The following is a 13,721-nucleotide window of genomic DNA, read 5'->3' as shown; positions in this document are numbered from 1 at the left end:
GTTCTGGCGTCGGGATCGGATTTAAACCTCGGGTGCTACTCGTCGGTGCCGGCGGCCCCGTAGCCGCTCCGATCGGTCACGCTCTCTCCCTCGCCGATTTCGGCCATGACACGCTCGTGGAACGACTGCAAGACGGCGCTCTCGTCCTCTGCTAGCACCACGTCGCTGGCAGACAGCGTCGCTAGCCCGAACGCCCGTGGCGTCGGCGAATCGACCGACTGGCTGACGACGTCGATATCGCCCGCTCCGATGGCACCGAGCACCGTCTCGATGCCCGCCAGATCCAGTTTGTCCTCGAGGATCTCGCGGTAGGTCTCTTCGATCACCGCGAAGTCCTCCAGATCCTGGGCGAACCCGAGCAACATCTCGCTGGAGACCTGCTGTTCGCTCGCGGACTTCTCGTAGCCCTTGTACCGCTTGAGGATCATCAGCGAGCGCGTCGCATTGATCCGGAAATACCGCTGGAGCAGGTCGGTGCCGTCGAGACTTGCGCGTAACAGTTCGCGGACTCGCTCCGGATTCGTCTCTTCGAGAATGCCCCGGACATCGACTTTCCGGTTCAGCGGCATCGAGATCGTAAAGCCGTTGTCGGCGACGGCGACAGTCACGTTGGCGTTGGCCTCCTGAGCACAGCGATAGGCAAGCAGTCGTGAGAGGCCATCGTTGAACCGCCGGCCGTAGTTCGAGTGGACGTGGAAGTTCCGCTCGTACTCGTCGTGGTCGCGCTCGACTTCGATCGCAAGGCGTTCGTCCGTGCTGACGCTCTCGGTCCCGGCGTATCTGATCTGGTGCTCGAAGATCCGTGCGACGGCGCGGACGCTGTCGTCGTCGAGCGGGAACTCCCGGAGCCAGTGGCGGACTGCTGGGGCACCACCATCGTCGTAGCGCTCGACGATATCCCGCTGGAACCGAAGCACCTCCTTGCCGAGGTCGTAGGAGAGGGGAAGCCGCTCGGAGTACCACGACGGCACTGTAGGCCGGGCGCTCGTCCGGTCGACGTAGACTTTCGACCCGCGGCGGTACTGATACTCGAAGTTCGAGCCGCCGAGGACGAACACGTCGCCTTTTTCGAGCGTGTCGAGATACGTCTCATCCAGTTGGCCGACCCACTCGTCGCTCGCGCGAGTGTACACGTCACAGCTAAAGGAATCGGGAATCGTCCCGATGTTCGTCATGTAGATCACCCGCGCCAGACGGCCGCGCTTCCCGATCAGCGGCTTCCCGACGGGGAACTCCTCGTGGTGATGTTCGCCCTCGGGCGGGTCGTTCGGATCCCGCCAGATCTTCGCGTAGACGTTCTTTTCCTCCAGTCCGTCGTAGTCGGCGGTGAGATATCTGGCCAACTGCTCGAAGTCGGCTTCGGTGTACTCGCGGTAGGGGTAGGCCCGCCGGAGCGTATCGACCACCGACTGCTCGGGACGGATCTCGTTGATCGCCATGCCGTAGACGTGCTGGGCGGCGACGTCCTGGGGCTTTTCGGGAATGTTGACGCTGTCGACGAACCCTTCCTGGGACTTCTTGAGCATGACCGCACACTCGATGAGTTCGTCGCGGTCGAGCGCGATGACTCGACCGGTCACCGTCTGACCGACGCGATGGCCGGCACGGCCGACGCGCTGGAGCAGCGCGGCGACGGACTTGGGACTGCCGACCTGCACGACCAGATCCACGTGTGGCATGTCGATACCGAGTTCGAGACTCGTCGACGACGTGACGAAGTCGAGCGACCCCTCCTTGAGCGCCCCTTCGATGCGTTCGCGCTCCCCCTTCGAGAGGCTCCCGTGGTGACAGCCGGAGTTGTCCTCGTCGTAGTCGTCGAACCGTTCCCTGAGGTTGTGGAGGACGCGTTCGGCCCCCGAGCGGGTGTTCGTGAACACCAGCGTGTTGGTGTGGTCCTGTATGAGGTCGTGTAGCTGATCGTAAAAGCGACTCTGGATCACGTCACGCGGGGTATGGATCAGGTCGTCAGTCGGCGACTGCAGTTCGATGTCGAACTCGCGGGCGAAGCGGGCGTCGACGATTTCGTACTCCCGCGGATCGCCGCCCGGTTCGGCCTGCCCGACGAGGAACTCAGCGACGGTCGAGAGGGGATCGATGGTCGCGGAACAGCCGATGCGTGTCGGAGAGCTCTCGGCTAGCCAGTCGAGGCGTTCGAGGCTCATGCTCAGGTGGGTCCCGCGCTTCCCGGCCGCCAGCGCGTGGATCTCGTCGACGACGACGTACTCGACGGTTCGCAGTTTCTCGCGGAACTTCGGGGAGTTAAGCAGAATCGCTAGCGTCTCGGGCGTCGTGTTGAGGATGTGCGGCGTCTCGTCGAGCATCCGCTGGCGCTCGCTGTCTTTCGTGTCGCCGTGTCGGATCGCGTGGCGGATGTTCGCCGCCGCAGGCTCACCGTCGCTCCGCTCGCGCTCGATATCGGCAATGCCATCGAGCGGGACGGTCAGATTCCGATGAATGTCGTTGGCGAGTGACTTCAGCGGGGAGACGTACAGACAGTAAACGGAGTTTTCGAGTCCTTCCTCGCGCTCGCGGGCGAACAGTTCGTCGATGATTGCCGTGAAACTGGCGAGGGTCTTGCCGCTCCCCGTCGGCGCGCAGATCAGCGTGTTCTCGTCGTCGTCGATCAGCGGAATCGCGTCTTTTTGTGGCGGTGTGAAGAATCCCGCGTTCTCGTCGACGTACTCACCAAACTCCCGAATCCACCACTCCTGGACGTGTGGATCGAGCCGTTCCAGTACCTCGCCGTCGGCGACAGCGCTGCTGTCGACAGACTCGTCCCCGACGTCCGAGAGAACCTCCTTCCAGCCCATTACCCGCTACTGAGGGCTGATAGCTCAAGTGGGTTTGGACCGGATCCCTACTACTCGACGTCGCCGTCGTTGCTTGGCTCGTCTCCGCCACGAGCCATCGCGGCGCTGGCGCTTGCGGAATCGGTCACTTCCAGACGCCGGTCGATCAGCCCCTCGAAATCGGCGGTAGAGTCGTACTCGTCGCGACAGCGTAGCGCGACCCGACCACGTTCGGTTACTTCGTACAGACCCGACCGTTCGGCCGGTCCGATCTTCTCGACGAGGCTGTAATCCTCCAGCACTGGCAGTCGGTTGTTGACGTTTTTCCGACTCTTGCCAGTGATGTGCGAGAGGTTAGGCGCCACGTTTCGCCCGTATGCGTGTAGTGCTTCGAGTATCAGGAAGTCTGTAGGCTGGCGCAATTTCACGGTTTTTCTCCTTGCGTAAAGATAGTCCGGCCCCGATAAGTAACCATCCCTTTACTACCATGTTGAAGTGCCGTAATCAAATGCTGTAGGTAATTACCATCGGCAATTTTAAGTTGTGAGGGTACGATGGGGTATTCGTGGCTCGGCGTGTTTGCCCCCAGATGCCCCCCAAACACGACCGGACCACAGTTTAGCCATGTCAGAGCCCTACAACTACCCGCTCCTCGGGGACCGACTATGACGGACCACAGTTGTGTGGAACCCATCGAAGACGGTCGGCATTCCCCACATGCGCCAACAGTCGGCCTCCTGCTCCAGAGCGATGAGTACCGAACCCAGGTTCGGACAGCAGTGCCGACCTCGTTCTCGATCACGGAGATCGAGGGCGCCCCCGTATCTCCCGAGGAGTTCGATCTGCTGATTCTCGAGGAGTCGGGTAGTTCCCCTGGACCGGTTCCTGAAATGACGGAGCGGGGCAACTCCGAGACGTCGATACTGTATCTGACTACGGATACATCCACGATACCGACGGACGTATGGGAGATGATCGACGACGTGCTTCAACCGCCATTGGTGCCCGAAGCGCTCGAAGCACGGATCCGCAATACGATGACCAGGACAGGCGACAGTCAGACGAAGCCGGATCACGCTCTCGTTGGGATCGATTGCATTCCGGACCCGACACTCGCGGTCGACGTCGAAGACGGTCGCCGAATCGTGAGGCAGGCAAACTCGGCGTTTGCGACCGAATTCGGCTTCGATGCGGACGTGCTCGTGAACGCGAACCTCGACGAACTCATCGTTCCCGAGACGGTGGCGGAGTACACTTCCCGCCTCGTCGACCGAGCGCTGGCCGGGGAGACGGTAGAACGTGCTCTCCGTCGAGACACCGTACACGGCCGGCGGGATTTCCTCGTTCGAATGATAGAGGCCGATCAGTGCGAGTCCGATCTCTGGATTACGTACACCGACGTGACCGGAAAGAAGTGTCGTGAACAGCAGATACAGGTCCTCAATCGTGTATTGCGCCATAATCTGCGCAACAATATGAACGTCATCCTCGGTAACGTCGACCGGTTGTTGTCCGGAGTCGACGACCCGGACGCGCAGGAGGCAGGCACGGCAATCCGGCAAGCAGCAGCCAGCCTCGTCGGTCTTGGAGACACTGCGAGTACGCTGCGCCAGACTTGGGACGACATCGATCCCACCGCGATCGATCTCGTACAGGTCGCCCGGCGTGTTCGCTGCGACGCTCGTGCAGAAAACCCGTCTGCCGACATCGATGTCGTAGCCCCCGATAGCTGCTGGGTCAGCGGTGATTCACGGCTAGTAACCGTGCTCTCCGAACTCGTCGAGAACGGTCTCGAACATGCCCAGTCGAATGCTGGCGTCGAGATGCGGATCGATCCCGGCTGTGAGTGGACGGAGATCCACGTGATCGATCACGGGCCCGGACTGGCCCCGTCGGAACGAGCGGTGCTCAACGGTGATATGGAGACGCCGTTGGAGCATGGCAGTGGGCTTGGCCTGTGGATCGTCAACTGGATCGTCTCGATTTCGGGCGGACAACTCGACGTCACTGTCGACGGTACCGCCGGCACCGTCGTGACAATATCGTTACCCACGGCCGACCTGGAAACGAAGGAATCCCGGCGATAGGACAGGCGAGTTACGCGGTTGACGGCCCGGAGCGGGCCGTCGGTAATTTTATTCGAGTCCTCTGTGTAGACCTCTTCAAATGGGTGGGTCTCCGGTAGAGTGGAGGTGCTCGGTTCGGTGAACATCGATTTCGCCCCCCTCGAAGATGGTGGTCTGGAGATCGCTGACCCGATCGAGCGCGTCCACTACACGCTGTTTACGCCCGACCCAGTGAGCGTCGCCGAGGCCGATACCGAGCAGTTTCGCTTCCCCGTCGATGCGGCCGCTGGGTTCCGAAGCCAGCGGATAACCCTCCCGACTGTCCCGGCGACGCTCGTGCGGGACGAATCCGAAACGGTCGTCGCACAGGTCGAACACTTCTCGGACGAAACCCTCCCCTCCGGCGAGTACAGCATCGAGCTATCTCTCCCGCTCAAGCTATACATCCGCGTCGAGAGCGCTATCGAGTTCTCCTCCGATGACGAGCGACTACTGATCGACTTCGGCGAGCAGACGGACGTTTCGATCGGCGTCCGGTCGAAACACGAACAGCCAGCCGGGACGATCACGACGACGGATCGACCGCGAGACATCATGAAAACGGTGACCGCGTTGAGTTCGTCGCTAAAGACGATATCGCCGGAGCGCTCCCTGCCCACGCTCCGCGGCCACCCACCCGAGATCGAACTCGGCGAGACGCTCTCGATTCCCGACGAACTCTCGGCACCCGACACGGGTATCGAACTCCACGTTCCGCCGACTTACCGGCACATCTTCCCCGCGGCCCCGCTCGCGTACTACCTCGGAGCGGAGATGCGGCCCGGCGAGGAGCCCCAGATCGTCACCGAGGGGGGCTACACGCACGAGCTAGTGGCTGCACACTCCTACGAGGAGCGGATCGCCCGCACCCTCAAGCAGGTGTTCTTCCTGGACTGTGTAACCCGGACGGAAGGGCTGTACCCGGTGCCGCTCCGGGAACGCACCTCCCTGGAAGACCGGATCGACCTGCCGTTCGGCAGACTGTACGAACTGTCGCCAGCGGATCGCCTTGCGACGTATCTCGACGTGCCCTACTCGGCCGTCGAGGATCTCCTGCCGGACTGGAAGCTTACGACGCACGTCTCGCCGACGGCGGAGACAATCGAGACGCTACCGTACCTCATCAACGACCTGGCGATAGTCCGAACTGCCGACCCCCAGACTGTCTCTCGGTCCTCCGTGGAAGACTCCGGGATGGGCGCGTACACTCGCGGGAGCGACACCCGAAGCGCCGTCAACCAGTCCTCGGACACCACCTACGTACAGGTCGAGGACGACGACGAAGCCGTCGAACAGGCGTGGATCGGCGACGAGACGCCGGTCGGACTGTCCAAGGCGACGCCGGAAGCCTACCGAAACCGCTTCGACCGCGACCCATCGGACGGCGACATCTCGATCACGGTCGTCTGCAACGACGATCGGATGGACCGCGAGCGGGGCGTCGTCGACGACGTGTACGGCTCACGAACCGATCTCCCATTCGAGGTAGCGATGCATCACGACCTGACAAAGGAGGAACTGGCGGACGTCCTCGCCCAGCCGTCGGACTTCCTCCACTATATCGGCCACATCGAGGACGGCGGCTTCCGCTGTACTGACGGTCTTCTCGACGTCGCCGACGTGGAGACCATCGGCATCGACGCGTTCCTGCTCAACGCCTGCCAGTCCTACCACCAGGGAATGGCACTGATCGAAGGCGGAGCGATCGGTGGCGTCGTCACGCTGAGTGACGTGGTCAACTCCGGTGCGATCCGTATCGGGTCGACGCTCTCGCGCCTGCTGAACTCCGGATTCCCGCTTCGGGCCGCTCTCAAGATTGCGAAAGGCGAGAGCATCGTGGGGAGCCAGTACCTCGTGATCGGCGACGGCGGTCTGGCAATCACGCAGGCGGAGAGTGGGACTCCGATACTTATCCAGCTCGAACAAAAAGACGATGACAAATTCAACGTTTGTTTGAGAGGATTCCCAACGACATCTGGAGGTATGGGGGGGATATTCTCTCCACATATCGAGCAAGTAGCTAATTATACGCTGAACTCGGGAACAACAGAGTCAATCAATCTTTCGAGAGCAGATTTACTCGACTTTCTACGGCTTGAGAAGGTACCAGTAAGATTCGATGGACGTCTTCGGTGGAGTTCTGAGCTAGCAGCCGAAATCTCGGTTACTTAATCAATCGTGTGAGCCATCGCCGCCGCTGCACCACCAACCTGACTGAGCGCCAGCAGTATCGTGAATAGCGCGCCGATCATCCGCGGGTGGTTCTTGAGGAACGCTTCCATCTTTCCGCTATTGTTGTCTTCCATCGTACATGCTAACGGTAATTGCCAATGGAAATAAGTATATTTAAAACTTGCTTACAGTAAAAATAATAGATTATATACAATATAAGAGAAAGTATCTATCAATACACTGTATCTTGCACATACGACGATTTAAGGCCGTAAGCGAGGGAATAGACGAGAGAGCCGATGAGGAACGAAAGGACTCTCAGTACGAGAAACGGGCGGTAATACCCGTCTCGACGACATTCTCGAAGACGCTCTGGAGCATGTATATCGTCTGGTCGTCGTGTTCGGAGCGGTCGAGGTAGAACTGTCCGACGGCGTCGGCCGCCGCGATGCGGTTCGTGAGGATCTGAAGGAACCTGAGTAGCCGTTCGACGCCTACCGTTTCGAGCAGTGCAGTCAGCGAGTAGAGACAGACAACCGTTCCGCCGTCGTCGTCGAGGAATGAACTGATCTTGATCCCGACCGTGCTGAGGTCGTAAGGGTCAGCCAGCGTCTGGATCAGGGCGTCGTCGATTGTGAGTTCCTCGCCATCCTGCCCCGCGGTCAGGAGCCGTTTGCGGCCGTCGACAGTGATATCGGCGAATCGGTCGACTGCGTCGGACCGCTCGGAATATCCTGCGAGCAAGAGCAGATCCTCGGGCGCTCGTTCGTCTACGAACCGTTCGGTGAACTCGATATCGTCGTCGGTTCCGGCTGTCAGTATCAACGAGCTGGTGCCCGCCTCCGCGGCCGCCACGGGCCCCGAGTCTCCCGGTGTCAGTTCCTCGTCTTCGGCCATTTGAGTGGAACTTGGAAGCCACGCATAAACACATTGTGAAATTGATGGATCGAACGTGACGTCCAAAGCGATTAGGATGGCCGGCACGGGATTACTACCATGCGCGTTACGTTTCTCGGCACTGGCAGTGCGATGCCGACCGGCGAACGATATCAGGCGGGGACGGTGCTCAGAGCCGACGACAGTACGCTGCTCGTGGACTGTGGTGCGGGGGTCTTGCAGCGCCTCCAGCAGAGCGGGGTCGGCTACGAGTCTATCTCGACGGTTCTGCTGACCCACCACCACCTCGATCACGTGGCGGATCTGATGCCGCTACTGAAGGCCCGCTGGCTCGCTGGCGAGGAACACCTCTCGGTCGTCGGTCCGCGCGGGACGAAGGCGCTGGTCGACGGCCTGTTCGAGGTCCACGACTATCTCGACGGCAGGATCGACGTCGGCGTCCGAGAGATAGCCGACGGCGACTACGATATCGCCGGGTTCGAGATGAGCGCTCGGGAGGTGCGCCACTCGAAGCGGACCCTCGCCTACCGGTTCGACGACCGCCTGACGCTCAGCGGCGACACCGAGGCGTTCGAGGGGCTTGCGGCCTTCGCCGACGGATCGGCCGTACTGGTCCACGACTGCTCGTTCCCCGACGACGTCGACGTCGACAACCACCCGACACCGACTGAGCTAGGGCGGGTGCTATCCGGCCACGAGTACGGCAGGGTCTATCTTACGCATCTGTACCCGCATACGGACGGCCGTCACGAGGAGATGCTCGACGCCATCGGCGAGCATTACGGCGGCGACGTGCGGTTCGCCAAGGACGTCATGACGGTCCGAATCGGCTAGGACTCGTCGTCCGAGAGCGGTCGAGAGAGCTGATCGAGTCGATCCTGAGCCTGCTTTTTGCGCGCCGTCGTCTCGTCGGGTCGATAGGAGAGTGAGAGGAGAGAATCGTCAGCGACCGTTGCCCGGAACACCGCCCCCTCGTGACGCCCGGGGTCGGGGACTCGCTCGATGTCGATGACGAACTCGTCGACGACGCGGTCGTCGGCTTCGAGCAGTAACGTCGCGTGCTCGCCGTCGACGATCCGGTCGAGGACGACGTCGTAGGTCTCGGTCATCACTCGGCGATAGGGACGCCAACCGCTTGAGTCCCGGGTGCGGCGATGGCGGCGGTCTCGTCATCGGGCTTTTCATCCAGCAGTTCGGCCGGATCGGTCGTCTCGTCGTACTCGGTGGTGACCGTCGTCTCCTCGCCATCGGTCCGAACCACCACGTCGCCGTGGACGCCGGTCCAGTAGGTCTCGATGCCCCTGTCCGCGAAGGCTTCGAGGGTTTCGTCGTGCGGGTGGCCGTACTGGCTCTCCTGAGCGCTGGAGATCACCGCCACCTCGGGATCGACGACGTCCAGGAACGGTTCGGTCGAACTGGTCGAGGAGCCGTGATGGCCCGCCTGATAGATGCCTGCGTCGAGTGCCTCGCCATGTACCTCGACGAGGCGCTCCTCGACGTGGCCCTCGGCGTCACCGGTCGTCAGATAGCTCGTCTCGCCGATACGAATCGAGAGCGCAACGCTGTTCTCGTGGAGGTCCGATCCGGAGTCGCCCGCGGGCGGATTGTAGATATCGACCGTCGTCGCTCCGAACTCGAAGCTATCGCCGTCCTCGACGGTTCGGAGGTCGACGTCGTGGCGCTCCACCGCATCCAGGTATCGCTCGTAGGTCTGGGAGGTAGATGTAACGCCGCTGTCGTAGGCCCGCCCGATGCCGTCTTTCTCTTCCTCGAAGTGGTCGATCACCGCCTCGTGGCCGCCGATGTGGTCGGCGTGGCCGTGGGTCGCGACGAGGTGGTCGATCCGGTCGAAGTCCTGCGATTCGAGATACGCGATAACCGCTTCACCGTCCTGTCGCCAGTCGCCGGAGTCGATCAGCATCGTTTCACCCTCTGGTTCGAGTATCAGCGTGGCATCAGCCTGCCCGACGTCGATATGATGGATCTCGACGGCGTCGTCGAGTGGCGGTTCTGGCTCTTCGCTGGCGGCATCCAGTGGCACTTCGCCGACACAGCCAGCGGTCACTACCAACAGACTGAGTAGCACGAGTAGAGCCGAACGGCGCATACTCTGATAACGGAGCTATCGGGGCATAAACGCCCGGTGAGGAATTGTACCTGACGTGGCCCCAACCCCCGCTTGTTTTCTCAGAACGATCAAAGGAATTATGTTCCAGTCACGAATCAGTTACAGTATGGTCGTAGTAGCAATAATCGCAGGAGGAGGCGTTATCACGCTTGTCGGCACCCTCGCTGCTGTCTATATGGGCGACTGGAGCGACGAGTCGGACTCTGCAGTTGCCGCGCGTGCCGCACTCGAATCCGTCTCGTTCGGCCGAGACTCCGATCTGGTCTCCAAACCGTCATCAGTCGAGTCGACGCCGGAGGTGAACACGCACCGCGACGGCGAACCGATCGTCGTCCCCGTGATCGAGGTCGAACTGGCGACCGACGAGGAACCGGACCGGGCGACGGGGTACCGGATCGCCGAGGCCGTCCTCGGGGCAGTCCACCCTGAGTTCGCAGACAGCCACGTTCGGAACTACGACATCCACCTCGTCTACGGGGACGACTCGTGGATCGGTGAGCGGGAGAAACGCCGGATCGCCGTGACGCCAGCGCTGGCGGACCGACTCGGGCGCGAACCGGATTTCGACGCGGCCGAACTGCGCCGGGAGATCGAGTCCCAGGACGACGGCGACGACGAGATTCCACCCGTCGCGTGGGGAGAACCTCTGAAATATCATCAGAACGGCGCGGCGACGACCGCCGCAACGACCGCTGCCACGACTGGTACGTTCTGAGACGCGAGCGGTGGACGCTCAGTCGTCGTCGTCTTCGGCACCGAGCACCCGGTTCGCGGCGTAGGCGGCACCACCCGCGACGCCCGCCGCACCGGCGGCGATGCCAAAGCCGGGGAGTTCGTCGTCCGCTTCGTCGGCAGGGGCGTCTTCGTCTTCGTCCTCGCCGTCGCCGTCCTCGGCCTCGATGTCGTCGTCACCGAGCGCGACGTATGGGATCTGTGCGGGGGTGTTCTCGTCGTACGCGAGCGCGTCCGCGCTATCGACGTCCTCGGCGGTCAGCAGGTCGATGACGTTCGGTGCCGTCTCGCTCTCCGCACCGCCGAACTGCCACTCGCTGGCTTCGGACTCGACCTGTCGGACGCCACCCTCGCCGTAACCGTCCATGCTCATTACGGTGACGGCCATGCCACCATTGGGGAGATACTCGATGCCGCTCTTGTCGAACTCCGCAACGATAGTGTTGGGGGCCTCCTCGGGATCGTAGCTGTAGTTGCCGTCCTCGCTGACCACGTTCCCCTCCGCGTCGTATACTGTCGGGTTCCCAGCCTGTGCGACCAGCACGTGCTGGTACGGCGCATCGAGTTCGGCGTTGACGCCGGTTCGGGTTTCCGTCGCCCCGGCGTCCGTTTCGGGATCGTTGAGATACACCTGAATGTGCTGGTGGGAGATGCCGGTATCGATGCCCCACGGGTTCGTCGGTTCGTTGTGGAACGCGAACGCGAAGCGGTAGGACTCGTCGGTCTCCTCGATCCGGACACCGGCGAGGTCGAACTCGCCCTCGGGGATCTCCGGGGTCGTCGGATAGGTGTAGTTGCCCGGTCCGGCGTCTGTCCCCTCCGGCTGTTCGAACTCGGCGATGACGTTGCCGGGCAGGGTGAACTCGGTCGGTTCGTCGGCTTCGAGCACGACGCTAGTCGCGACGTCGACCTCGACGAACTCGTGTTGCTCGTTGCGTTCGAGTCCGGCATCGTCGCCCGTAATGAGGTTCTCCGAGTCGACGTAGTCGCCGATCCGCACCGTCTGGATGTCGTCGCTGAAGTCGAGCAGGACGACGACGCGCCGATCGGTCTCGGTGTCGTAGCGGGCGTACGCGAGCGTCGAGTCCGAGTCGGCCTCGTAATCAATCCGCTCGACGCGGGCGCGGTGCTGGAGCGCCGGATGGGATTTTCGCAGGTCGACGAGGTTCTGGTAGAACCCCAGCGTGTTCCCGTCGAAGTTACCCCAGTTCATCGGTTCGCGGTGCTCCGTCAGGCCGGTCTCCTGCCCGTAGTAGATCATCGGCACGCCGGGGAGGGTAAACGTCGCCGCCCCAGCGGCGAGTTGGGCCATGAAGCCGTGCTCGTCGAGATAGCGGTCCGTGTCGTGGTTCTCGATGTACTGCATGAACAGCGAGTCGGTGTGTGCTCCGTTCTGGAACCGTCCCTCGTAGGCCTCAAGGACATCTCCAGCCGTCCCCTCCGCAGCGGCCCCCAGCGCGCCGTGGAGGTGGTTGTCGTAGTGGACGTCGAACCCGCCCGCGCCGAACTCCTCGGCGTACGGTAGCGTCTCGTCGAGCAGGAAGAACTCGGAGTCGTAGCCGGTGACCCGGTCGTAAACCTCCGTCCAGAAACCCTTCGGAACACCCCAGGCGATGTCACAGCGGAACCCGTCGACCTTCTCGGCCCAGAAATCGACGACGTCCAGTAGCCACTCGCGCACCTCGGGGTTCTCGTGGTTCAGGTTCGGGATGGCGTCCCAGCCGTAGTAGGCGTCGCGCTCGCCGTCCTCGGTCCAGCGGAACCAGTCGTAGTACTTCTCGTGGTCCTCGTGGTCGGGGTCGATCGCGGCCTGGAAGTACGGGTGCTTCTCCGAGGCGTGGTTGATGACGAGGTCGAAGACGACCTTGATGTCCCGGTCGTGCGCCTCCTCGACCATCGCCTCGAACTCCGCCATCGTCCCGAGGTCGGGGTCGACGTCGAAGTAGTCCGTCTTGTGGTAGCCGTGCGGCCCACCCTGCTCCGGGGGCGTGCCAAAGCCGCGGTCGGTCGGCGTGATCGGCGTCATCCAGAGCACGTCGATACCGAGTTCTTCGAGGTGGTCGAACTTGTCCGCGATGTCGTCGAAGCCGGGCGTCTCGCCGACGACGGTGCCGTCTTCGAGTTGCTGTTCCGGGAACCGCCGGGAGAATATCTCGTAGATGACCGAGTTCGCGATCCACTCCGGCGGTTCGTAGGGATGCTCGACGTGGAGTTCGTCACCATCCGGGACGAGTGTGAGCATGTCCGAGACGGAGTGACGGTCGCCGACTGCGACGGCGTGGATCCGAACTCGCTCGCTGATCTCGCTGGCAGAAACCGCACCGTCGCCGGAGAGCACATCCGCGTCGCGGTCGTCGACGTAGAACTCCACGTCGACGTGCTCCTCGATGACGTCCTCGCGATCCGGTGCCATCGCGTTCGCCGAGAGCAGCACCTGCCCGTCGACGATCTGGGCGTCCAGATCGACGCGCGGCCGTGGATCCTCCTCGTTCTCTTCGGGGAACACGCGGACGGTGAGGTCATGAGTCCCATCGGGCGCGTCCAGAGCGAGCGTGTACTCGCCGGGGACGTCCGGCTCGAACTCCGCGACGGCGGCGTCCGTTGGCGTCGCCGAGGAGCCAGCAGGCGCGTCGACGATCGACCAGGAGTACTCCGCATCCCCGTCGGGATTGCGCGGGGCGAGGTCGTCGCGGATGGTCTCCTCGTCGAAGTTCGGGTTCACGATCCCGTCGCCGACGTGGGTGAAGCGAGGCGGGCCGGGGTGATGGGAGCCGTCGTCGGTCTCCAGATCGAGCGCCGATCGGTTCTCCTTGTGATCCGCCGTGGCGGGTACGCCAGTCGCCGTCGCACCGGCGACTGCGGCGAGACTGGTTATGAAGGTTCTGCGTTGCACTGTAC

General features: G+C 62.4%; 11 protein-coding genes. 4 read left to right on the top strand and 7 right to left on the bottom strand.

Translation table 11 applies throughout. The features are described from left to right. Positions 1-35: 35 nt before the first annotated feature. Positions 36-2,810, bottom strand: a complete 2,775-nt coding sequence (locus ACFQL3_RS06625; protein ID WP_377052544.1) for an ATP-dependent helicase — start codon at positions 2,808-2,810, stop codon at positions 36-38. A 50-nt stretch (positions 2,811-2,860) separates the two neighbouring features. After that, the gene (locus ACFQL3_RS06620; RefSeq protein ID WP_377052542.1) at positions 2,861-3,217 is read right to left on the bottom strand and encodes an ArsR family transcriptional regulator; all 357 of its coding nucleotides are present in this window, start codon (positions 3,215-3,217) and stop codon (positions 2,861-2,863) included. Between the two features lie 237 nt (positions 3,218-3,454). Between ACFQL3_RS06620 and ACFQL3_RS06615 the strand changes: the two genes are divergently transcribed. Next, complete coding sequence (locus ACFQL3_RS06615) at positions 3,455-4,876, top strand: sensor histidine kinase (RefSeq protein WP_377052540.1); 1,422 nt, start codon at positions 3,455-3,457, stop codon at positions 4,874-4,876. Positions 4,877-4,993: 117 nt separating this feature from the next. After that, the gene (locus ACFQL3_RS06610) at positions 4,994-7,066 is read left to right on the top strand and encodes a hypothetical protein (RefSeq protein WP_377052538.1); all 2,073 of its coding nucleotides are present in this window, start codon (positions 4,994-4,996) and stop codon (positions 7,064-7,066) included. On the opposite strand, the gene ACFQL3_RS06605 is transcribed toward ACFQL3_RS06610, so the two are convergent. Together ACFQL3_RS06605 and ACFQL3_RS06600 are read right to left on the bottom strand one after the other, a co-directional pair. Continuing rightward, on the bottom strand, positions 7,063-7,200 hold the full coding sequence (locus tag ACFQL3_RS06605; protein WP_377052536.1) for a DUF7503 family protein: 138 nt from the start codon (positions 7,198-7,200) through the stop codon (positions 7,063-7,065). The genes ACFQL3_RS06610 and ACFQL3_RS06605 overlap by 4 nt on opposite strands. 184 nt (positions 7,201-7,384) lie before the next feature. Further along, on the bottom strand, positions 7,385-7,963 hold the full coding sequence (locus ACFQL3_RS06600; RefSeq protein ID WP_377052534.1) for a DUF7504 family protein: 579 nt from the start codon (positions 7,961-7,963) through the stop codon (positions 7,385-7,387). A gap of 99 nt (positions 7,964-8,062) precedes the next feature. Between ACFQL3_RS06600 and ACFQL3_RS06595 the strand changes: the two genes are divergently transcribed. Next, on the top strand, positions 8,063-8,797 hold the full coding sequence (locus tag ACFQL3_RS06595) for an MBL fold metallo-hydrolase (RefSeq protein ID WP_377052532.1): 735 nt from the start codon (positions 8,063-8,065) through the stop codon (positions 8,795-8,797). On the opposite strand, the gene ACFQL3_RS06590 is transcribed toward ACFQL3_RS06595, so the two are convergent. Both ACFQL3_RS06590 and ACFQL3_RS06585 read right to left on the bottom strand, forming a co-directional pair. After that, complete coding sequence (locus ACFQL3_RS06590; RefSeq protein WP_377052530.1) at positions 8,794-9,072, bottom strand: DUF3006 domain-containing protein; 279 nt, start codon at positions 9,070-9,072, stop codon at positions 8,794-8,796. The genes ACFQL3_RS06595 and ACFQL3_RS06590 overlap by 4 nt on opposite strands. Next, the gene (locus tag ACFQL3_RS06585) at positions 9,072-10,070 is read right to left on the bottom strand and encodes a ComEC/Rec2 family competence protein (RefSeq protein WP_377052528.1); all 999 of its coding nucleotides are present in this window, start codon (positions 10,068-10,070) and stop codon (positions 9,072-9,074) included. The genes ACFQL3_RS06590 and ACFQL3_RS06585 overlap by 1 nt, the downstream gene beginning before the upstream one ends. A 127-nt stretch (positions 10,071-10,197) precedes the next feature. On the opposite strand from ACFQL3_RS06585, the gene ACFQL3_RS06580 reads away from it, so the two are divergent. Beyond that, a complete protein-coding gene (locus ACFQL3_RS06580; protein ID WP_377052526.1) occupies positions 10,198-10,806 on the top strand; it encodes a hypothetical protein in 609 nt (202 codons plus the stop codon). An 18-nt stretch (positions 10,807-10,824) separates the two neighbouring features. Here the strand turns inward: ACFQL3_RS06580 and ACFQL3_RS06575 are convergent, their stop codons facing one another. Next, positions 10,825-13,716, bottom strand: a complete 2,892-nt coding sequence (locus tag ACFQL3_RS06575) for an alpha-amylase family glycosyl hydrolase (protein ID WP_377052524.1) — start codon at positions 13,714-13,716, stop codon at positions 10,825-10,827. Positions 13,717-13,721 lie beyond the last annotated feature (5 nt).

Origin of the sequence: Natronoarchaeum sp. GCM10025321 (genome assembly GCF_042663585.1) — an archaeon.
Taxonomy (GTDB): Archaea; Halobacteriota; Halobacteria; order Halobacteriales; family Natronoarchaeaceae; genus Natranaeroarchaeum.
Note: the sequence above shows the minus strand (reverse complement) of the source record. Positions and strands in the feature narration are given on the sequence as shown.